The following is a 20,294-nucleotide window of genomic DNA, read 5'->3' on the forward strand; positions in this document are numbered from 1 at the left end:
TGCAATGAGTAAGGGCTTCCTGGGTTATGATCTTCAGAGAGCTGAACTTAAAAAAAACCCAAAAAGACACCATTAAGGTGTCTTTTTGGGTTGAACATACGCTATTCGTTGATGAATTGAATGGACTGCAGAGCCTGTTTGAGTATGGTGACTGCCTGTGCACGGGTTGCCAGCGCCTTAGGCGCGATTTCATTACTGGTTATCCCCTTCATGATCTGAGCCGTCATTAATTCGGCAATGGGTTGTCTTGCCCAGTTCCCAATGGAGCTGTTGTCCTTATAGGAATCCAGGACGGATGGATTATTCGCTGCAGAGGAAGCATGCCCCGCATATTCCAGTGCCCGCAGAGTCATCGCAGCCATTTCTTCACGGCTGACAGGCTCCAGCGGATGGAAACTGTGATCGGCAAATCCAGTTACAATTTTCGCATCCGCTGCCGCTTCAACAGCTCCATAGAACCAGTCTTTTGCGGCAACATCGTTAAATGCTGTGCCATTTCCCTTTTGATCCATTCCTAAGGAGCGGACCAGCAAGGCAGCAAATTCTGCACGTGTAATATGTTGTTCAGGATCAAAATGTGCTGGCGTTACTCCTTTAACAATCAATTTAGAGGCAAGAAGCTCAATATTGCCCTGCGCCCAATGCCCTTTAATATCATCAAACGTGACATTGGAATGAACAACAGCATATATACTGTTACCATTACGCTGCAGTACGGACTCTGTTGTACTACCATCTACCTTAAAGTACGATGGCACAAATACCAGCTCACCCCTGGCCTCATCCAATCGCACTCCTGTACTGAACCGGGGATCTACCTGCGTACTCACAGTAATTCCCCTGGAAACAAAGTGGGTGCCAAAATTATTAATCTCCGTCTTCTTCCCGTTGCTTTCTGCAATAATCGTAAAGGTTATTGCGTCTGTTAACAGTGTTACATTGCTTTTTCGCGCAGCTTTTACAAGAAGGCTATCCTCCTCAGTTCCAGCTCTAGTGATGACCAAGGACAATTGGATGTCCTTCATATCAGTACCCAGCCGCTGCGTGAGTTCCGCTGTAGGAATCACATTGGAAGGTAGCGTATAGAAGAATCCTTCACTCTGAATTCGTATACTGGAGTCCTTCTGGGAACCATCTGTTGGTGCAAAAACCTGCAGCGGAATTTCAACCTTAACAGGATTGGAAGCATCTTGAACTTTCACTGTCGCTTGTCTATAGGACTGCAACACTTCACTAAGCGAGGCTGCGTCGATAGTGACTTTGTCGTATGTGACCCCATCCAACCCTGTTTCTTTGCTGGTCGTGACTTTGACGTTATCCTTAGAGTCCGTAGGATGGGTTGAACTTGTCGGAATTGGGCTTGGACTAGGCGTTGGACTTGTTGAACTTGTCGGACTCTGACTTGCCGAACTTGTTGGTCCAGAACTAGGAGTTGGTGTCGGCGTTGGTGTCGGCGTTAGACCCGTTGAATCCCCTATCCCCTTCACTAACTCCGTTGTGTTCCGCACACGAATTCGAATTCCTTCCGTATTCTTACCAGTGATACCTACGGCTTCCAGGGTGTCTCCGGCTACCAAGACTGGAACAGGTCCGCTCTGCTTGGCTATATATCCATCGGTAAAGACGAGAACCTGGCCTGTGCCATCATCGATCACATAAGAATTCTCATCAAACTGTGAAATGACCTTGCCCTTTACCTTAATTAACAAACCTTGGTTCGCTTCTAGATTAGCTTGTCCTGTAGTTAATACACGAGGCTCCACTGGGCTGGTATGTCCTGTTTTGATTACATCCGATGCAAAGGAACCAAACTCAAGCTCTTTATTATTCTCAAAAGTTTTCATTTGACCATATATTCTGACAGTATCACCTTCGACCAGCGTATTTTCCGGCACTTCTTTAAATGCCATAATGCCACCAGTAGCATCCTGCACATAGAACGCATCGAAGAAGATGTTCGAACCGGTAACCACGGTACCCTCAATTACTGCAGGTGTGCCGTCAGGTTTAGTTCTAGTGTCTGCAATATTATTTATCACCGTCTCACGTTGAGCAAGCCAGTTAATAGAATTTAAACCAAGCTCATTATTACCCTTCGCATTATACGTTTCATCGAGCTGTTTATCATTAACAAAATTCATCCCGGAAACAATGATTCTACCACTCCCTATCTCTTCTGAAGCAATAGCAGGAATAGCGGAACCGCCGGTTCCATCATCAACATTGTCATAGGTAAAGCCACCGATCGCGATTTTACCTTGGAAGGTAGTCTCATTCCCTTTTACCAAAATCGTTAATTTGTCAGTATCCGTAAGAGGGAGATGACCCACTTTTTCCAGACTGGCACCACTATAATACTCAAGCGTTGGTACCCGGTCCGTTATATAATTACTCACTAGTCCAGGATGAAGTCTAACTGTAAAGGTATTCGTCCCTATCGGCTGGGACCAGAAATTGCCCTCTGGGCTCGTATCAAAGATTCCGTCATTGCTAACCTGAATCGTAGATCCGATTTGTGCCAATAGACTGTTTGCAAATGCGGGATTCGTACTGTTATTACTCTTCTCAGTTAAGAATAAGGAGCCGCCTTGCTGTATAAAGTTTGCAATCGCCGCACTTTCATCAGCGGTTACAGCAACTGCCGGATGTGTAAACATAAGCACTTTTACATCCGCCAGACTGGATGCAGTAATAGCACCTGTGTTCTCCACGACAGTGTACCCCTCCTGCCGGAGCTGAGTAGTAAAGGACTTCAGGTTGTCTTTATAGGTACCACCATCAGTTGAAGTATTCTCATTCTTATGGGAGGCATCAATCATTACCTTGATTCCCAAGGAGGCTTTGATCGTTACCTCCAAGCGGAATTGATTATCCTCTGGAGAATCTCCCGCCGGAGTATCCAGTACGGCAATTAAGGTATGATAACCCTGCACTGGATTAGACCAGGTAACCGCAGCTGAGGCTGTACTTTTAGATTGGATAGAAGATACCGACGCTTTATTAATAAAATGTGCTGTATCAACCGCATCATAGTAGAAATTCACATTCAGATTAGACAAATCCTGTGAACCCAGGTTGGTCAATCCGGCTTCCAGTACAGTAGGACTGCCAGCAACCAGGCTGTTCCCTGCAATATTAATTCCGCTCACTTTAACATCTGTATTTACTTCCTGTGACCAGATTGGTGCAGAATATACCTGCTCTCCATCCATTTGTGTCACTTTCACAACAAACCATTGTTGGCCTCCGGTAATATGCACAACAGGATTCCAAGTGAAATCAGAGGTCATCGGTGTGATCGAGTCCACGACTTTATCACCATTAGTGATCAATTCGACTTTAGCTATTCGGTCATCTGACTGGTAAGTACTGCTGAGGTAGCTATATTCAGGTATACTCTTCTTTTCGACAACATTGTCTTTCCCGGATACCGAGAAATTCAGGGTATCTCCTTTGACAGTTGCCCCCATATAGCTGCCATTCGCAAGGAAGTCCAGTGTAAAGTTAGGGTCTTCCGTCATATACACACGCATATTGCGCATGGATTGAAGTAAAGATTCCTGTGACAAGTCATTAGCCACGATGACTGTTCTGGCATTGGTCTGCCCCCAGGTACCATCATGATTGTCCTCGCCATAGGTCGGAGCCACATGCCAGCCCAGATCAAGAGCCTTGAAGAATTTAGCTTCCGCATTGGCATAACCGTAGTGGCCTGAGCCATTCCCTACCTCAAACATAGTGAACAGTTTGTCCACATTCCGGTCATATGGTGTGAAGTTATTAAAAGCATTCGCGGACATGTCCGGATGATTAAACTGTGCAACGACATCATCATACGTCATGACCCAGGCATAATACTTGCTCAAATCCTGATATTGACCCGAGTTCTGCTTCCGGTCTATAAAATTGTTGGTTCCAAACACATTCGAGTGTCCCCAGGTTGTAGATGTCATTTCAAATGCAGGAAAAACAACAAAGCTATCATTTTTGGTATAGGTCTTGGCTAAATCCTTGGTCAACTTCCAATTTTCACCGCCGGTACGCTCTGGAGATCCCTTATGATCTACGGTGTCTTGGCCAACCAGGGCGGCATCAATATCATGGGAATGGTCTGAAAAAGCAAAGAAGTCATAATGATGGGCTTCTGCTGCTTTCAAAGCATCTTCTGGGGTACCTGCAGCATCATGGGATATATTCGTATGGTTATGAGTAGTCCCGCGATAGTGATTCCCACCGGTAAATACAGGTGTTACAGTAAAGCTCCAAGTATAGGTCCCCACATTATGCTTGGTATCACTGACTTTGACACTAACGGTGTGATCACTCACTGATAAATCAGCAGAATTGTTCATCTCAATGGTATCCCCATTAATTACAGAGGGTACAGCCGTTCCATCGAGTGTAGCTTCCAGAGTTGCAGCATCAAGGCCGCTTGGCTCATCATATTTCACAGAAATTACAGGTTGTCTATCTTCGATCTTTGTTCCAGACATCGGAGTTTCTTCGTAAAATTTAGGTGCAAAGGTGTCGTTAACAACAGAAACCGTATATGGGGTTACCGGAGTTCCCGACTGCTTTGTATCTTGTCCCATCTTGGCTTCGATGTAATAGTCAAAGCTGTTTCCGGCAGCAACAAAACTTGTATTCAGCACAGCAGCGTAAGTAATGCCATCGGATGAAACCATCGGCTTGGCAGTATACGCTCCACCTGCTGTTCTGTAATAAAGGATAACAGAGTCTGCGTTTCTGGCAGTTGCTGTTAATGAAATATCCGTATTGGTGTATGCCTCAGTTACTGCTTGATGGACAAGGGAAAGCTCTTTAATCTCTTGCACGTCTGCGATGGATCTTGGGAATACCTGGTATCCGCTCTTATACGTGGTTCCTGAGACGTACTGGCTGAATATCCCTGTAAAGGTATAGGTTGAATCCTTCTGAAGTTGGGTAGAAACGTCAATGCCACTGGCAGTGGTGACCCGTACCGTGATCGTTTTGTTTGTTACGGCATCTGCTACAGTGAGATTATATCCAGTGCCAGAAATAGCTGGAATATTTGTGATTTTGCCTGTGAATTTTACTAATGATCCCTCAAGCGGCTCCGCCTTGTTATAATCAATCAGATCGGGCAGCGTCGATTCAAAAGGAAGCGGAAGGTTGGTTGTACTATTTTTAACAACGGTTGTAGGCGTAATTTCAGTTAAGCCGTTATAAAATAGAACCGACCCCGTTACAGTGATCAAATCACCTTGGGCAACGGTAACCCCTGCTGGCAGTGCTCCGAACACCGCGATGCCGCCCGTAGCATCCTGTATATAGAATGTATTGGCCGCAGTGACCTGGTTATTGCCAATTACAACTCCCCGTATCGTGTAAATCTGATTGATTTTGTCCGATTTACCCGCACTGTCATTCGTCCGTAATGTGCTGATTGGGGTAATCACGGTTGTATCTTCTTTGGTAATGGCTGTACGTGAACCTTCCAGGTTCTTGCCATTTGGCGTAGCTGTCAATTGTGCTACATGAACATCATCTGTCCCGTTAGTAAACGTAAAGGAAAAAGAGCCGTCTGCACCCGAGACAACGTAGTCTTTGCCATCGGCTGTAGAGGAGAACCTCGCTCCACCTACTGCACTATTGTAGCTGTAGATCAGCGAATTCGCTGCAGCTGCCCCTGCATTTCCTACAATTCTGCCACCCCCGCTTGCGTCGAGGTAATACAATAATTTGGTCTTATCAAGCACCGCGCTTGACTGTGCCAGGTTGATCATTACAGCTTTACTGGCTACTTTATCAAGTTCAGTTGCCGTAAGATAGACTTGTTTGCTGTCGCTGGAATTATCGAAGGTCAGGTTGAATGCACCGGAAGGATCCGCATAAACCGCCTGTGTAACCGGAACTGGTGCGGCACCTGGATCACTTAAATATAGGGAAACATATGTAGAGGACGTAACAGATGATACATCGCCTGTGATTGTACCCACCGCACCTTGGCTGGTGAATTGAATGTTCTGACCAAGAGGTTGTGCACTTTTGGTAATTATAACAGCTGGCGTTGCTGAGTTTCTTGGTGTAAGCACGGGAGCAACGATGAAATCCGTACTATTGTTATTGGTGTCCAGGCCAGCACCTTTTCCGGGTCCGGAGTTGCTGCCATCTTCGGATTTTCTTTGAGCACTGGTGGTACTGCTTAATGCAGTCAGCTTAGCACCTTCGAATTCAGTGGCGGTACCAAAGCCCAGGAAATCTACAACAGCAGGATCTGCAATACCAGTAATGGCAGTCTGCGCGTTCACAAGCGCCACCTTTCCCGCTGTTGCTGACATATTAATAGAACCTGTAACATCAGGTGAAGGAAGATCCACAGTTGAAGTGGTGCCCTTCGCTTCTTGAATCAGCAGGAAGCCATGGGATTGAATAACCTTGCCTGTTATGATAGTTATATTGGTCCAAGTTGTCCCTGCCGCAGAAGTATATTGAACGGAATAACCATCCAGATTAACATCACTGTCGGTAGGATTGTATAATTCAATGAAGTCATTAGAATATGGGGGTGACGTGCCATTTCCTCCCCCGCTGTATACCTGACTAATCACAACATGCGGCGAATCTATCGAAGCAGTCGCTGAAGCCCGGGACATCATCAATCCTTGCGGAGATACAGACAACAGGAGCAGAAGTACGGCTAATCCCAAGCTCGTCCTTCTTTTAAATCGGTTGAATCGGCTACTACGTAATTCCATAAAAAAAATTCCTCCTCTTGTGTGTACAAGCTTCATCCAATAGTAGTTTCACTATATGCCCAGCAGCCTTGCTACATTAACAATAATCACGTTATGTAAGATCCAAAGTATTAGATTGTATTAATTTCGTAAATTATTCCTTTAGCTTTACACTGGGCATATATACCGAAAATATTTTTTTGCTATGATACTGGTTATGTGCGACAACAATCATACTGCTCAACTTATAGGGAGGTACCACCTTGTTATCTCGTAATTTCCGATCCAGCATACTTAAAGGATTCATTCTTTTCACAGCACTCATCGTTTCAGTTGTCTTCTCCAACCAAATGGTATCGGCCCATGCTCTTAGCGCTAGCTATACTATGGTTACCTTTAACAAAGATAAGACCGATTTCTCTTTTTCCTTAGACGTCATTTCTATAATTGAGAGTATGGATGTAGATACGAATGGGGATGGAATTCTACAAGCGGACGAGCTTGAGGACAACAAACATAGATTAGATGAGTGGATCGACGACAGTGTCGTGCTGGAAATGAACGGGAGTGGGCAGACCGGAGAGCTTCTGGAAATCAAGCTTGAGCAAAAAAGTGATAAAGAGGTAGTGACCTGGCATTATACCTATCCAGCCTTTGAACCTGGGCAGACAATCTCTATTATGGATGGCCTATACTCCCAAACCTCAAGTTCGCCCTACGTCAATTTAATTACTGCACACTACGGAAGTCAGGTAAGTGAGACTGTTTTACAGGGGAAAAACCGGACATGGACCATGCTTCTAACAGAGGAGCAGCAGCAACAACAATTAACCTCATCCCCCAACACCTCAAGCCCGAATTCTCAGAGCCCTTCCTCACAAAACGACAGGAACACCGTTATGACCTCTACGTCTGATTGGGTCTCATTCTTCCAATTGGGAATGAATCATATTTTGACTGGTTATGATCATTTATTGTTTTTGTTCGCTCTTTTGTTAAGAAAGCAAAAGCTTAAGCAATATATTTCAATTATCACAGCCTTTACTTTAGCGCACAGCATCACATTAACTCTCGCCGTCCTGGAATGGATTAGCTTACCTTCACAGTTGGTGGAATCGGTCATTGCCTTGAGCATCTGTTATGTTGCCCTAGAGAATATTTTCCGTAAAGAAATACGTTTCCGGTGGGTTGTCACGTTCTTATTCGGACTGATTCACGGTATCGGATTCTCGGATATTCTGCGCGGGATGAACCTGCCCAAAAGCCATTTAGCGGTGGATCTGATCAGCTTCAATGTAGGTATTGAATGTATCCAGTTATGCATTGTGCTGCTTCTGCTTCCAATCCTCATCTATTTACAAAAAAAGAGCTTCTTCAAGCCCACTTTCATCTATGGTTCTTGGGTAATTACCACTCTTGGTGCAGTATGGTTAGTTCAACGGCTATTTGGACTACTGATATAACTCAAAAAGAAATAGACCGCCCTCTCGTAAAGGATGCGGTCTATTTCCTGACTGAACTTCCGAAGGCCGCCACCCTTTCCCAGACAACAAAAAAGAACGGCATCTCTGCCGTTCTTACTGTGATGGACTCTCAGGGGCTCGAACCCTGGACAAATAGATTAAGAGTCTACTGCTCTACCAACTGAGCTAAGAGTCCAAGTATAAAATTATTGGTGGAGCCAAGGGGGATCGAACCCCTGACCTCATCGCTGCCAGCGATGCGCTCTCCCAGCTGAGCTATGGCCCCATGAGACGTTTTAGAACTACAATATGTATTCTAAAAACTTACTTTATTTGTAATGTTCATGTCACTTAGAAGTTGATTTGTTTCGTAGGCGACTTCTATATAATATAAAAATTCAGGTTCCGTGTCAACACCTTTTTTCAAAAAGCTTGGAGGCGCCCCACGCTAACCCTTGTAATAAGCCGCCAGCAGTTCAGCGGCTTATTACTTTCAACTTAGAAGGACTACAATCCCTCCAGCTCCCCGGTACTCTTGGACAACAGGCCTTTCAGCTCCTTCATGAACATGTTGATGTCCTTGAACTGGCGGTAGACGGAGGCGAAGCGGACGTAAGCGACTTCATCTACAGGATAGAGCTGCTCCATGACGAGCTCACCGATCTGGCGGCTCTCCACTTCAGCCAGGGCGATCCCCCGCAGCGACTTCTCGACCTCGGAGACGATGACCTCGAGGCGCTCAACGGAGACAGGACGTTTCTCACAGGCGCGGATCAGGCCTCGCAGGATTTTGTCGCGGCTGAATTCCTCGCGGCTGCCGCCTTTTTTGATTACAATCAGCGGTGTCTCTTCGATCATCTCAAATGTGGTGAACCGCCGGCTGCATGATTCACATTCCCGCCTGCGACGGATTGACTTATTTTCGTTGGCCGGGCGTGAGTCCAGCACTTTGGTATTCGTGTGATCACAGTAAGGACATTTCATAAGCTTAATCACTTCCTTTTGCAATAGGTGTAACGCCCCGGTCCGGCAAAGAATCGGCTCTGAAGCGCTCATTCTAATTTCCATAAAACACCGTTTATTTGTTGTTATGAAGATGGCAAGTCCAGCACATAATACTGTTACCAACCGATAGGAGGTGAACAGTAATGAGCCAAAATAACAGCTCCAATAACCTGGTAGCTCCAAATGCACGCGGTGCCTTGGATCAACTGAAATACGAAGTTGCCCAAGAACTCGGTATCACCCTCTCCCCAGACGGGTACCAAGGCAATAAAACTTCTTACGAAAATGGTTCGATCGGTGGTTACATCACAAAACGTCTTGTAACCCTGGCTGAACAATCACTGGCAGGTCAGTTCAAATAAACATGTCTCCTAAGTTTGCCAAGAAGTATTATTCGACTTTCGGGTCGTGTAATACTTCTTTTTACATAACTCAGGGGCTTAATGATTATTCATTACTCCTCGCAGCCTAGAACTCATTATAGATCTCTGTATACTGTTCGTAATAATAAATAACACGCTGCACATAATGGCGGGTCTCACCAATCGGAATATCCTTCACAGCGGCTTCGCTGCCGTCCCACTCCCCTTCATCCAGCCAGCGCTTGACCTTGCCGGGACCAGCATTGTAGGCCGCAATAACCGCTATACGGTTGCCGTCGAACTGCCGGGATAGTGAAGACAGATACCAGGTGCCCAGCTCAATGTTAGCCGATGGTTCTTCCTTAAGCCTATCCAGTGATACATCCGGAAGCTTGGCCTTTTCGAGTGCCCATTTGGCGGTATCAGGCATCAGCTGCATGAGCCCTATAGCCCCTTTTTTGGACTCCCGGCCTGTTTTGTAATTCGTCTCTACCCGAATGATGGCAGCCACAAGGAACGGATCCATCTCATAAGTAACGCTGTGCGTACGGATCTCATTTTTATAGTAAATGGGATAAAACAAGGACATCCAGTTCGTACTCAAGAATAGAATGGCTGTAAAACCTATAAACAGCAGGAGCAGCACTCTTTTTTTACGCAACCATTTCATGACAGCCCCAGCCTGTCCCATAAAATAGCAACCTGCTGCCTTGTATGATCCAGATCTCCACTGTTGTCAATGACATAGGAAGCCTTCCTGCGCTTCTGTTCAATGTCCATCTGGGCACCTAATCTGACTTCCGCCTGCTCCAGGGTTAACTGATTGCGTTCCATCAGTCTGGACAACTGAAGCTCACGGGGAACGTAGACCACGATGATCTCTTGAAAAAGATTGTCCAGGCGGGATTCATACAATAGCGGAATATCCACGATGACCAATCGCCGGGGGTCTTCCTGCTCCAAGGCATGCATGCGGTTCTTAATCTCCAGGCGTATCGCCGGATGTGTAAGATCATTCAAGTTCTGCAGAGCCTCAGGATCGTGGAAAACAATCTCTCCCAGCTTAGCCCGGTTAAGCGTGCCATCCGGCAGCAGGATTTCTACTCCAAACTTGTTCACGGCTGCGTCCAGAACCGGAGACCCCGGCAGCATTACCTCTCTGGCAATGACATCGGCATCAACCAGCCGCGCCCCCTTATCCGCAAAGATTGCAGATACGGTGCTTTTTCCGGAGGCAATGCCCCCGGTTAAGCCCATAATCATGTACTCACCTCATAATAGCTTCATTATACCCATTGCAATTAATAATAACGCAGGCAATGCAGCTGCATGCCTCATCCAGTAGCTTCCCGATAATTTCAATCCCGTCTTCATCCCAAATAGCAGAAAAGTTCCGCTAAACAGGGCAATCATCAGTGAGGTATAGACGGGACTGAATCCCAGCAGTGCCGCTCCAAGTCCAGCACCGAACGCATCCAGCGACAATGCAATTCCAAGCACCATCGCTTCCATAGACGAAATACTGCCCGAAGCGTCCATATCGGCTGAAGAAGGTGTACGAAGAATCTGGATCACTACACCCAGATGCCGCAGCTCCAGCGAGAAGACCGCCGATCTAGGCATTTGTTCGTCTGTTGTTTCAAAAGATTGCGCAAGTCCATTGTTCCCGGCAAGAGCAGCAGCCGTCTCCCGTCTGACTTCCCCATCCGCCGCCTTCCCGGCAGCAGCTTCTTCATTATGGCTGTTCTCCTTCTGCGTCAGCATCTGGAATAAGGACCAGCAGCCCATCAAGACGAGAATAACCGCTCCAATACTGGATGCGGCATGAGGAGAGACCACCTTGGCCAGCAGCACACCGACCTGCATGGAGATACCAATGACGATACCCGAGCACAACGAGATGATCAGGATCGAGAGCAGCGGTATTTTCATTTTACGCAGCCCATATGTAATACCAACACCAAAACCGTCCAGACTCAAGGCAAACGCCAGCAGCAGCAATGAAAAAAGTGGGCTGAGCACCCGCAATCCCTCCCGTGAAGAACCGGCAGCCCGCCCGGATGACTCCGGGTAAGGCTCCGTTCGCTCTAATCAGCATTCTTCACACAGTATATGGGCGGAACAAGCAGTGAGTGCCTGACTTTTATAGCTGCATGGACAACATTAGCGTAAATCGGGAAATACGGCAGTGCCAAATCTTACGATATAACGCTTACTTTACAATCTCATTTGGCGGCTGACAGCTTGGACAATAATGCGTGCCTCTTCCTCCAACCACACTCTTCTCGATCAGTGTGCCACAACTCGCACAAGGCTGATCTTTGCGACCGTAGATGAGCAGCTGATGCTGGTAGTTCCCGCTCTCTCCCTGGCCGTTGACATACGATTTCACCGATGATCCCCCAGCATTTACAGCCTCCGTCAACGTAGCGACAATGGCATGATGGAGCTGATCAAGCTGGCTTCCGGTTAGCGCTTTGGCGCCTGTCTCCGGGTGGATACGGGCACGGTGCAGCGCCTCATCTACATAAATATTTCCGATGCCGACTACATATTCCTGATTAAGCAGCAGTGGCTTGATTTTGGTGCTTTTGCCTGAGACAATTTCCTTGAACCGTTCCGGTGTAAAAGAAGGCGCAAGCGGCTCCTCCCCCAGCTTCTTCAGCGGCGGCAGCAGCAAATCCTCACCAGGCTGGAATAGATGCATAGTGCCGAACTGGCGTACATCCGTATACCGCAGCTCCGTACCATCGGTAAAATGAAAAATAACATGGGTATGCTTGTCCAGCGGCTCATCTCCCTGATAAAGACCATAGCGGCCTTCCATCCGCAGATGAGACACCATGACAAGACCATCCAGCACAAAACGTAAAAACTTTCCTCTTCGCTCCACTTGTACTACAGTATGGCCTGCCAGCATGCCTGCAAAAGCCTGAATATCGTCCGGCCGTTGAATGATCCGCGGCAGCCGGACGGTGACGTTCTGTATCTGCTTGCCTGTAATTAAGGCATTAAGTGTTCTTTTGACAGTTTCTACTTCCGGTAATTCCGGCATAATGACTCACCTCCACTTCATTATACCGGATATACGGTTCTTGCGGGGGGCTATTTCGCCTCATACCAGTTACTTCCATAACTTACCTCTGCTTTGAGTGGCACGGAGAGCTTGAGTGCTCCTGCCATGACCTCCGGAAGCAGTTTTTTCATCAGCTCCAGCTCATCTTCAGGCACCTCAAACACCAGTTCATCGTGTACCTGCAGCAGCATGCGGCTTCTGAGTCCGCGCTGGTGCAGCGCTGCGTCCATGTGAACCATAGCCAGCTTGATAATATCCGCCGCTGTCCCCTGAATCGGGGTATTCATCGCCGTACGTTCGGCAAAGGAGCGGAGATTGAAGTTCTTCGCATTAATCTCCGGCAGATACCGCCGGCGTTCCAGCAATGTAGTCACATAGCCCTGCTTGCGCGCTTCCACTACAATATCATCCATATACTGGCGCACACCCTTGAATACCTCAAAATACTGCTCAATGAAGTGTGCCGCCTCTTTGCGTGGAATATTTAGGTTCTGGGACAGGCCGTAATCGCTGATGCCGTACACAATCCCGAAATTAACGGCTTTGGCAGAACGGCGCATGTTGCTGTCCACTTGATCGGCGGTAACCCCGAACACATCCATTGCTGTTTTGGTGTGAATGTCCATGTCTTCCAGAAAGGCTTCCTTCATCCGCTCATCACCGGAGATATGCGCCAGCACCCGTAATTCAATCTGCGAGTAGTCTGCCGCCAGAATCGACCAGCCCGGTTCGGAGGGCACAAAGACCTTGCGGATCTTGCGGCCTTCCTCCAGCCGGATCGGGATGTTCTGCAGATTTGGAAACTGGCTGCTGAGCCGTCCGGTAGCCGCAATCGTCTGGCGGTAGAAGGTATGGACCTTACCGGTCTCTGCAGAAATTTCCTTAAGCAGACCTTCTACATACGTGGACTGAAGCTTGGCAAGGGTGCGGTATTGCAGTATCAGCCGCACTGCATCATGGTAGGGAGCCAGCTTCTCCAGCACCTCTGCATCCGTGGAGTAACCTGTCTTTGTCTTTTTGACAACTGGCAGGCCCAGCTTCACGAACAGGATTTCCCCCAGCTGCTTCGGCGAGTTGAGGTTGAACTCGGTTCCGCAAATCGAATAAATATCCGATACCAGCCTGGAAATCTGGTTCTCAAACTCTTTGCCGAGATCAATCAGATCCTGTTTGTTAACGGCAATGCCCTGTTTCTCCATATCAGCCAAAATACGGGACAGCGGCATTTCCAGATCAACAAACAGCCCGGTCATATCCGTGTCCGTTAATTCCTGCTGCTGCTTCTGCACGATACCGAGCACGGTAGCGCTTTTGCGGGCGATATGGTTGCCCAGGATTTCAAGCTCCGGAATTCGATATTTGGCACCCTTGCCGAACACCTCTTCATCCGGGGACAGACGAGGCAGGCCATATTTGGCAGTTAGATCGTTCAGATTCTGATTGGCTTCCGTCGGGTCCAGCAGATAAGCGGCTAATTGCACATCATTAGTAGCTCCGGCAAAAGCAATCCCCTGCCAGTGCAGGGCCAGATCTGCACGATGCAGATCATATCCGCTTTTGGGCGCCTTCTCATCCCCAAGCCAATCCCGCAGCTTCGCTGCAGCCGGGCTCTTCAGCAGAGGAAAAGGAACGAAGAAATGCTGTTCCGGAGAGGACAAACCCAAACCAATCACTTCTGCTCGGTGCGGATTCTCGCCGTTTGACTCCACATGCAGCGCAGAGATACCCGGTAATGCATCTAACAGTTCAGGCAGCTCCGCTTCGCCAACGATGGTGATATCCAGCTCTGCAGCAGGAGCTGCCTCCAGACCCTCTTGGACTCCGCCAGCAGCAGCATAGGCGCTCAGCGACAGGCGCTCCAGCAGGGACTTGAATTCCAGCTTGGCCAGCGCCGGACCCGCGGTATCCTTATTAATTCCGGTGAAGACCATATCCTCCCAGGCATGCTGGAGTGGAACCTCACGGTAGATCGTCGCCAGCTTCTTGCTCATTACTGCGCTATCCGCATGTTCCTCCAGCTTTTCCTTCATTTTACCCTTAAGCTCATCCGTTCCGGCCAGTACGCCTTCAACTGACCCGAACTGCTGCAGCAGCTTCAGTGCAGTCTTCTCTCCAACTCCGGGGACACCAGGAATATTGTCGCTGGCATCACCCATCAGGCCTTTGAGATCGATAATCTGATGCGGCGTCAGATCATATTTGTCGCGTATTTGTTGAGGCCCGTACATTTCTACCTCGGTAACCCCTTTACGCACCAAAGCCACAGTCGTATGATCCGAAGCCAGCTGCAGCATATCCTTATCTCCCGACACAATCATGACCTGACGGCCGGCCTCGTCGGCTTCCCGGGATATACTACCGATAATATCGTCGGCTTCGTATCCTTCTATTTCAAATTGCGGCACGCCCAGATTTCTGAGCAGCTCCTTAAGCATCGGGAACTGTTCGGAGAGCTCGGGTGGAGTCTTTTGCCGGTCGCCTTTATAGTCTTCATAACCTGCATGACGGAAGGTGATCTTACCCGCATCAAAAGCTACAATCATGTGTGTGGGCTTATGCTCTTCAATTAAGCGCAGCAGCATGGTCGTGAATCCGTATACTGCATTGGTCTGCTGTCCTGCGGTATTCGTCAGTGGCGGCATTGCGAAAAATGCGCGGTAAATAATGTTATTGCCATCGATTAGAATCAACTTGTCCATTTCTGCACCTCGCCTTTATCTTGCATACTTCTTACATTTTAACATATGCCCTGCGTAAGCAGAAACGCCGAGCGGGTCATTAACAGCATAGAAATGCTCGATTCACATAAAAAAACAAGCTTCCTATGAAGAAAGCTTGCTGTCTTAAGAAATTTATTCATTCACTATTGATTCAGATCTGGACGTTTGCCCGTTACCAGGTAGACTACACTCTCGCCAATGTTGGTGGCGTGATCTGCAATCCGCTCGATATAACGGCCGACCAGCGTCAGCAGCATTGCCTGATTGAGGAACTCCGGTTTTTCGACCATAAAGGCATAGAGCTCATTGATCATCCCGCTGTACAGCTGATCCACTTGATCGTCATCCTGGGCCATTTTGTAGGCCAAATCCGTATTTTCGTCCAGGTACGATTGGATGGCTTCCGTAATCATAACCGTTACCAACTCTGCCATACGCGGAATATCCACAAGCGGCTTAATGAGCTGCTGACCTTGGATCCGCATAGTAACCTTGGCCACATCCAGGGCCAGATCGCCCATACGCTCCAGGTCACTTGATATTTTGAAGGCAACAATAATACGGCGAAGGTCCTTGGCCACCGGCTGCTGGGTAATGATGAGCCTCGAACCGATTTCCATAATTCTGTCTTCCATGGCATTAAGCCGCAAATCCGCCTTCACAATCTCCTGTGCACGATCAGTATCCAGGTTCTGCAGAGCAAGCACCGCGCCTTCCAGCGCATCCGTCACATGCTCACCCATCTGCTCCAGCAGACTGCGCAGCTCTTCCAAATCTTTATCGAATTCTTTTCTGCGAATCATTATAAAAGCGATCCTCCTCAAAAACGTATGGTCAGCCTGTCATTTCCGGGAACTTGCCGATCTACCAGATCAGCCGAAGCGTCCTGATATATAGTCTTCAGTGCGGGAGTCCTTGGGATTCGAGAATAACATCTCCGTATCCGCAGCCTCCACAATTACACCGTTCAGGAAAAATACGGTCCGGCCCGATACCCGTGCGGCTTGATGCATATTATGTGTGACCATGACAATCGTATACTTATCCTTCAGTTCCTGCACCAGTTCCTCAATCTTAAGCGTGGATACCGGGTCCAGTGCGGAGGTCGCCTCATCCATCAGGAGAATATCCGGCTGTACCGCGAGCGCTCTGGCAATACAAAGACGCTGCTGCTGTCCACCGGAGAGGCTGAGTGCCGATTTCTTAAGGAAATCCTTAACTTCCTCCCACAGGGCGGATTGGCGAAGGCTCTGTTCCACCAGCACATCAAGCTCCGCTTTGCCGCGGACTCCGTGCAGACGTGGTCCGTATGCCACATTGTCATAGATCGACTTGGGGAATGGATTAGGCTGCTGGAACACCATGCCCACCTGCTTGCGCAGGCTTTCCACTTCTACCTCGTCGCTGTAAATATTTTTACCGCTGATGTTAACCTTACCTTCAATACGTGTACCAGGGATCATGTCGTTCATTCGGTTAAGTGTACGCAAAAGGGTGGACTTCCCGCAACCGGAGGGCCCGATAAAAGCGGTCACCTGTTTCTCAGGCACTTGAAGGTCCACGCTTTTCAGCGCTTGAAATGACTCATAGTAGAGATCTAGCTTCTCTATGTCAATGATGGATTTCATTAGTTTTTGTGTCTCCTTCTCATCATCTTCGTACCCCATGATAAGCTTTCAGTGTAAATAGAGTTGAAGAGAATTGTTATCAGATTGTAAAATCCTATGTAAGGTTTGGCAGTTGCAACTTGATCACTTAATTCATTTAGCCAATAAGAACAAAAAGCCCTCACAACGTGAGGACTTGCCACAGTTATCCTACAGACCAGACTCATATCAGTCCATAGCTTTTACCAAAACGCCAGATATTTATGCATTCAATTAACAAAGGACGCTGTTATATCACATAACCGGGATTCTTTTTTTGTTAACTACTAGTTTGTAGCCCACCCCGCGAATCGAATCGATATGCACGGATTCCGGGTCCAGCTCAAGCTTCTTCCGCAGGGAACTCACATGAACGTCCACCGTCCGTTGCCCTCCGATGTAATCAAAACCCCATACGGCATTCATCAGATCATCACGTGTAAGCACAACCCCTGGCTTGCGGGCCAGATATAACAGAACCTCGAATTCCTTCGGCCGCAGATTGATGCTCTGACCACCCAGCAATACCTCATACCGCTCAGGGTAAATCTCCAGCTGTCCCAGGATTATAGTAGAGGCGGGTACTGCAGTATCCGGCTGAACTTCTTCGGCCAGACCGGAAATCCGCCGCAGCACTGCACTGACACGGGCAAGCAATTCAGATACACCGAAGGGCTTGGTTATGTAATCATCGGCACCTGACTTCAGCCCCCGAACCACGTCCTCTTCAGCATTTTTGGCTGTTAGCACGATTACAGGCGTGCGAATGCCTTGACCGCGCAATTTATCCAGAATATCAATCCCGTTCATTCCAGGCAGCATCAGATCCAGTACGATTAAGTCAAAAGGTTCTCTAGTCGCACGGTCATATCCTGCCGTTCCATGATCCTCAACGGTGACCTCATAGCCTTCCTGTGTCAAATTATACGACAGCAGCCGGGACAGTGTCGGTTCGTCTTCAATGACAAGCAATCTTTGTGCCATAGTTTCCCCCGTCTTCATATGTTTTCAATTTTACAAAACTGCAGGCAAGCCCATCATATCACCGGAATGTTAAGCCGGTGTAAAATAGCAAAGGATTTATATTATTTCAAGTTCTATTATTCATACTAGCGATTTAAAACCTTGCTGACAATCCGGCAGCGAACAAATCCGCTCCCTATGATCACCTGCCTAGTGAGAACCTTCCTGCAAAAGTGGAAATTCAAGAATAAAGGAACTGCCGATTCCGAGGTCGCTTTCAACAGAGATCGATCCGTGATGCAGCTCAACCAGATGTTTGACTATCGACAATCCAAGACCGGTTCCGCCGGAGCTTCTGGATCTGGCTTTGTCCACCCGGTAGAAGCGTTCAAATATCCGTGGCAGATCCTTCCGCGGAATTCCCATACCGGTATCTCTTACAGTAAAGTTAACGGTCTCCGTCCCGTCATCGTTCAGGGTGTTAACCACAATTATATTTACGCTTCCGCCTTCATGAGTGTAGTTAATCGCATTGGACAACAGGTTCATAAAGATCTGGCGCAGTTTATCTTCATCGCCCTCCATGAACAGCTCTGCAGGCACATCGGCTCGCAAGCTAATATTCTTCTTTTCGGCTACTTTGCTAAGTGTTTCGAGCACGGAATCGAAGAATTCAATCAGATGCACCGGCGAGCATTCCAGCTGGACGCGCTTGGATTCGATTTTGGAGAGTTCCAGAATGTCGCCGATCAGGCGGTTCAGCCGTTCATTCTCATCGTAGATAATCTGCAGAAAAGAGCGTGCCGTTTTCTCATCAGAGACCCCACCGCCAAGCAGTGTCTCAGCAAAACCTTTGACTGCGGCGACCGGAGTCTTCAGCTCATGGGATACATTGGCTACGAACTCGCTGCGCATTTTCTCCAGCCGGCGGATTTCTGTTACCTCCTGCAGCAGGAAGAGCATCCCCCGGCTGGAACCGTCTTGAATCATCGGGACGCCATCCAGCCGTACGATCCGCTCCGCAGGGTTATAGAAGCTCCGCTCTTCATGGACCGGCTCATTACGGGAGACGCCCTCCTCGATCAGGCGTGTAAGCTCATAGTGATGTTTCAGCTCCTTGTAGGAACGACCCGTCATCTCACTATTCTTCACATCCAGCAGCCGCTCGGAGGCCCGGTTCAAGAGTGCAATTTCACCCTCTGCATTGATCATTACTATGCCGCCCGTCATATTGTCCAGTACGCTCTGCAGCAGATCCTCATTATTCCGGATCGTCTTGAGCTGGTCCTGGAGGCTGTCTGCCATCGCATTAATGGCGTTCGCAAGCTGACCAATCTCGTCTCTGCGGTTCATCGGAACCCTTGCATCATAGTCCAGGTCGGTAATCCGCCGCGCTACTCTGGTAATCTGCTCAAGCGGTGATGTCATACTGGAGGCAACCTTATAGCTGACAAATGTGGCTGCAATGAACAGCAGTACCAGCCCGCCCGCCATGATCATCCAGGCACGGCTTAAGCCCTCTGTAACTGCATCCAGCCCCATAGAGAGACGGATATATCCATCAAAACCCTGATCAGACACTACGGCTCCGGCTACATACAACATTTCCCGGTTAAGCGTATCACTGTATCGGATCGCACGCCCGATCCCTTCTTTTGCAGCCAGTACTTCCTCTTCGCGAGTCGAATGGTTGTCCATCTCCATCGGATTTTTCTCCGAATCGCCAATGACCTTGCCATCCTTCAGAATAAATGTGATTCGTGAATTGGTTAACTTAGCGATATGCTCTGCCTGCTGAGTATAATAGCTGACTGCATTCGGGCTGTCCGTGTCTGTAAATTGAAGGGTGCCGGACAACAGGTTAATTTCCCGGGACATATTCTCTTCCAGCGCGGAAATATGTGAATCCTTAAACAGCTTGGCCATGGTAATACCCGCGCCGATCATGGATATGCCAATCAGGGCCATTAGTATCAATGTTAGTCGAATGCGAAACGGTCTCATGAAATGTATCCTCTTCCTTATCCATTGTGTCCTTGAGAACATCCTACCTTCATTTTCGATAAAATACCAGTTCCTATAGCGATTATCAACGCTGTGTAAAATCGATATCGTTTTTTTTCAAAATCCTTTTATTTAACAACAACAAGGAGCGGCTCTGGATTGAGCCGCTCCTTGTTATGAATCCCATCATGCTTCCTAAGTGTTTCTGTCAGCAGCTTTATTGCTGCTACAGATCCTTCCAGCGCTGTACAGTAAGATTGACGGTCTGTGCTCCGCCTGCAGGCGTGAGCGTCCGGTTCGCAATATCCGCCCCGCTTGTGCTAGTCTCCACTGAAG

The 20,294-nt window shown here is 48.1% G+C and carries 13 protein-coding genes and 2 tRNA genes; 2 read left to right on the plus strand and 13 right to left on the minus strand.

All coding sequences use genetic code 11. The features are described from left to right. Positions 1–101: 101 nt before the first annotated feature. Positions 102–6,740, minus strand: coding sequence for an S-layer homology domain-containing protein (locus ACAN54_RS11225; RefSeq protein WP_379154030.1), 6,639 nt, complete (start codon positions 6,738–6,740; stop codon positions 102–104). Positions 6,741–6,982: 242 nt separating this feature from the next. On the opposite strand from ACAN54_RS11225, the gene ACAN54_RS11230 reads away from it, so the two are divergent. Continuing rightward, positions 6,983–8,182, plus strand: a complete 1,200-nt coding sequence (locus ACAN54_RS11230) for a HupE/UreJ family protein (protein WP_379154032.1) — start codon at positions 6,983–6,985, stop codon at positions 8,180–8,182. A 123-nt stretch (positions 8,183–8,305) separates the two neighbouring features. Here the strand turns inward: ACAN54_RS11230 and ACAN54_RS11235 are convergent. From ACAN54_RS11235 to nrdR, 3 genes are all read right to left on the minus strand, one after another. Continuing rightward, a tRNA-Lys gene (locus ACAN54_RS11235) sits at positions 8,306–8,378 on the minus strand. Between the two features lie 14 nt (positions 8,379–8,392). Beyond that, a tRNA-Ala gene (locus tag ACAN54_RS11240) sits at positions 8,393–8,468 on the minus strand. Positions 8,469–8,689: 221 nt separating this feature from the next. Beyond that, positions 8,690–9,166 (minus strand): transcriptional regulator NrdR, encoded by a 477-nt coding sequence (gene nrdR / locus ACAN54_RS11245; RefSeq protein ID WP_074084047.1) that lies wholly within the window; start codon positions 9,164–9,166, stop codon positions 8,690–8,692. Positions 9,167–9,330: 164 nt separating this feature from the next. Between nrdR and ACAN54_RS11250 the strand changes: the two genes are divergently transcribed. Beyond that, the gene (locus ACAN54_RS11250; protein WP_074084046.1) at positions 9,331–9,549 is read left to right on the plus strand and encodes an alpha/beta-type small acid-soluble spore protein; all 219 of its coding nucleotides are present in this window, start codon (positions 9,331–9,333) and stop codon (positions 9,547–9,549) included. Positions 9,550–9,655: 106 nt separating this feature from the next. Here ACAN54_RS11250 and ACAN54_RS11255 read toward each other — a convergent pair whose 3' ends face one another. The 9 genes from ACAN54_RS11255 to pnpS all read right to left on the minus strand — a co-directional run bounded on the left by ACAN54_RS11255 (position 9,656) and on the right by pnpS (position 19,958). Further along, entirely contained in the window at positions 9,656–10,219 is a 564-nt protein-coding gene (locus ACAN54_RS11255; protein ID WP_379154035.1) for a lytic transglycosylase domain-containing protein, read from the minus strand. Continuing rightward, positions 10,216–10,812 carry a dephospho-CoA kinase gene (coaE, locus tag ACAN54_RS11260; protein WP_379154037.1) on the minus strand — a complete coding sequence of 199 codons (597 nt, stop codon included), beginning with the start codon at positions 10,810–10,812 and terminating at the stop codon, positions 10,216–10,218. The genes ACAN54_RS11255 and coaE overlap by 4 nt, the downstream gene beginning before the upstream one ends. A 9-nt stretch (positions 10,813–10,821) precedes the next feature. Beyond that, positions 10,822–11,571 (minus strand): manganese efflux pump, encoded by a 750-nt coding sequence (locus ACAN54_RS11265; protein ID WP_379154039.1) that lies wholly within the window; start codon positions 11,569–11,571, stop codon positions 10,822–10,824. 190 nt (positions 11,572–11,761) lie between these two features. Beyond that, the gene (gene mutM / locus ACAN54_RS11270) at positions 11,762–12,604 is read right to left on the minus strand and encodes a DNA-formamidopyrimidine glycosylase (RefSeq protein WP_379154041.1); all 843 of its coding nucleotides are present in this window, start codon (positions 12,602–12,604) and stop codon (positions 11,762–11,764) included. Between the two features lie 50 nt (positions 12,605–12,654). Then, a complete protein-coding gene (polA, locus tag ACAN54_RS11275; protein ID WP_379154043.1) occupies positions 12,655–15,324 on the minus strand; it encodes a DNA polymerase I in 2,670 nt (889 codons plus the stop codon). 164 nt (positions 15,325–15,488) lie between these two features. Next, on the minus strand, positions 15,489–16,148 hold the full coding sequence (gene phoU / locus ACAN54_RS11280) for a phosphate signaling complex protein PhoU (RefSeq protein ID WP_379154046.1): 660 nt from the start codon (positions 16,146–16,148) through the stop codon (positions 15,489–15,491). 69 nt (positions 16,149–16,217) lie between these two features. Beyond that, complete coding sequence (pstB, locus tag ACAN54_RS11285; RefSeq protein WP_379154048.1) at positions 16,218–16,973, minus strand: phosphate ABC transporter ATP-binding protein PstB; 756 nt, start codon at positions 16,971–16,973, stop codon at positions 16,218–16,220. A gap of 273 nt (positions 16,974–17,246) precedes the next feature. After that, positions 17,247–17,975, minus strand: a complete 729-nt coding sequence (locus ACAN54_RS11290; RefSeq protein WP_379154051.1) for a response regulator transcription factor — start codon at positions 17,973–17,975, stop codon at positions 17,247–17,249. A 189-nt stretch (positions 17,976–18,164) separates the two neighbouring features. Next, positions 18,165–19,958: a two-component system histidine kinase PnpS gene (pnpS, locus tag ACAN54_RS11295; RefSeq protein WP_379154053.1), complete on the minus strand. Its 1,794-nt coding sequence runs from the start codon at positions 19,956–19,958 to the stop codon at positions 18,165–18,167. Positions 19,959–20,294: the final 336 nt, after the last annotated feature.

Source organism: Paenibacillus diazotrophicus, from assembly GCF_042610465.1.

Coding starts and splice junctions, on each gene's coding strand:
- pstB (WP_379154048.1), bottom strand. CDS start 16,973: ATGAAATCCATCATTGACATAGAGAAGCTAGATCTCTACTATGAGTCA.
- nrdR (WP_074084047.1), bottom strand. CDS start 9,166: ATGAAATGTCCTTACTGTGATCACACGAATACCAAAGTGCTGGACTCA.
- coaE (WP_379154037.1), bottom strand. CDS start 10,812: ATGATTATGGGCTTAACCGGGGGCATTGCCTCCGGAAAAAGCACCGTA.
- ACAN54_RS11290 (WP_379154051.1), bottom strand. CDS start 17,975: ATGGCACAAAGATTGCTTGTCATTGAAGACGAACCGACACTGTCCCGG.
- ACAN54_RS11255 (WP_379154035.1), bottom strand. CDS start 10,219: ATGAAATGGTTGCGTAAAAAAAGAGTGCTGCTCCTGCTGTTTATAGGT.
- phoU (WP_379154046.1), bottom strand. CDS start 16,148: ATGATTCGCAGAAAAGAATTCGATAAAGATTTGGAAGAGCTGCGCAGT.
- pnpS (WP_379154053.1), bottom strand. CDS start 19,958: ATGAGACCGTTTCGCATTCGACTAACATTGATACTAATGGCCCTGATT.
- ACAN54_RS11225 (WP_379154030.1), bottom strand. CDS start 6,740: ATGGAATTACGTAGTAGCCGATTCAACCGATTTAAAAGAAGGACGAGC.
- mutM (WP_379154041.1), bottom strand. CDS start 12,604: ATGCCGGAATTACCGGAAGTAGAAACTGTCAAAAGAACACTTAATGCC.
- polA (WP_379154043.1), bottom strand. CDS start 15,324: ATGGACAAGTTGATTCTAATCGATGGCAATAACATTATTTACCGCGCA.
- ACAN54_RS11250 (WP_074084046.1), top strand. CDS start 9,331: ATGAGCCAAAATAACAGCTCCAATAACCTGGTAGCTCCAAATGCACGC.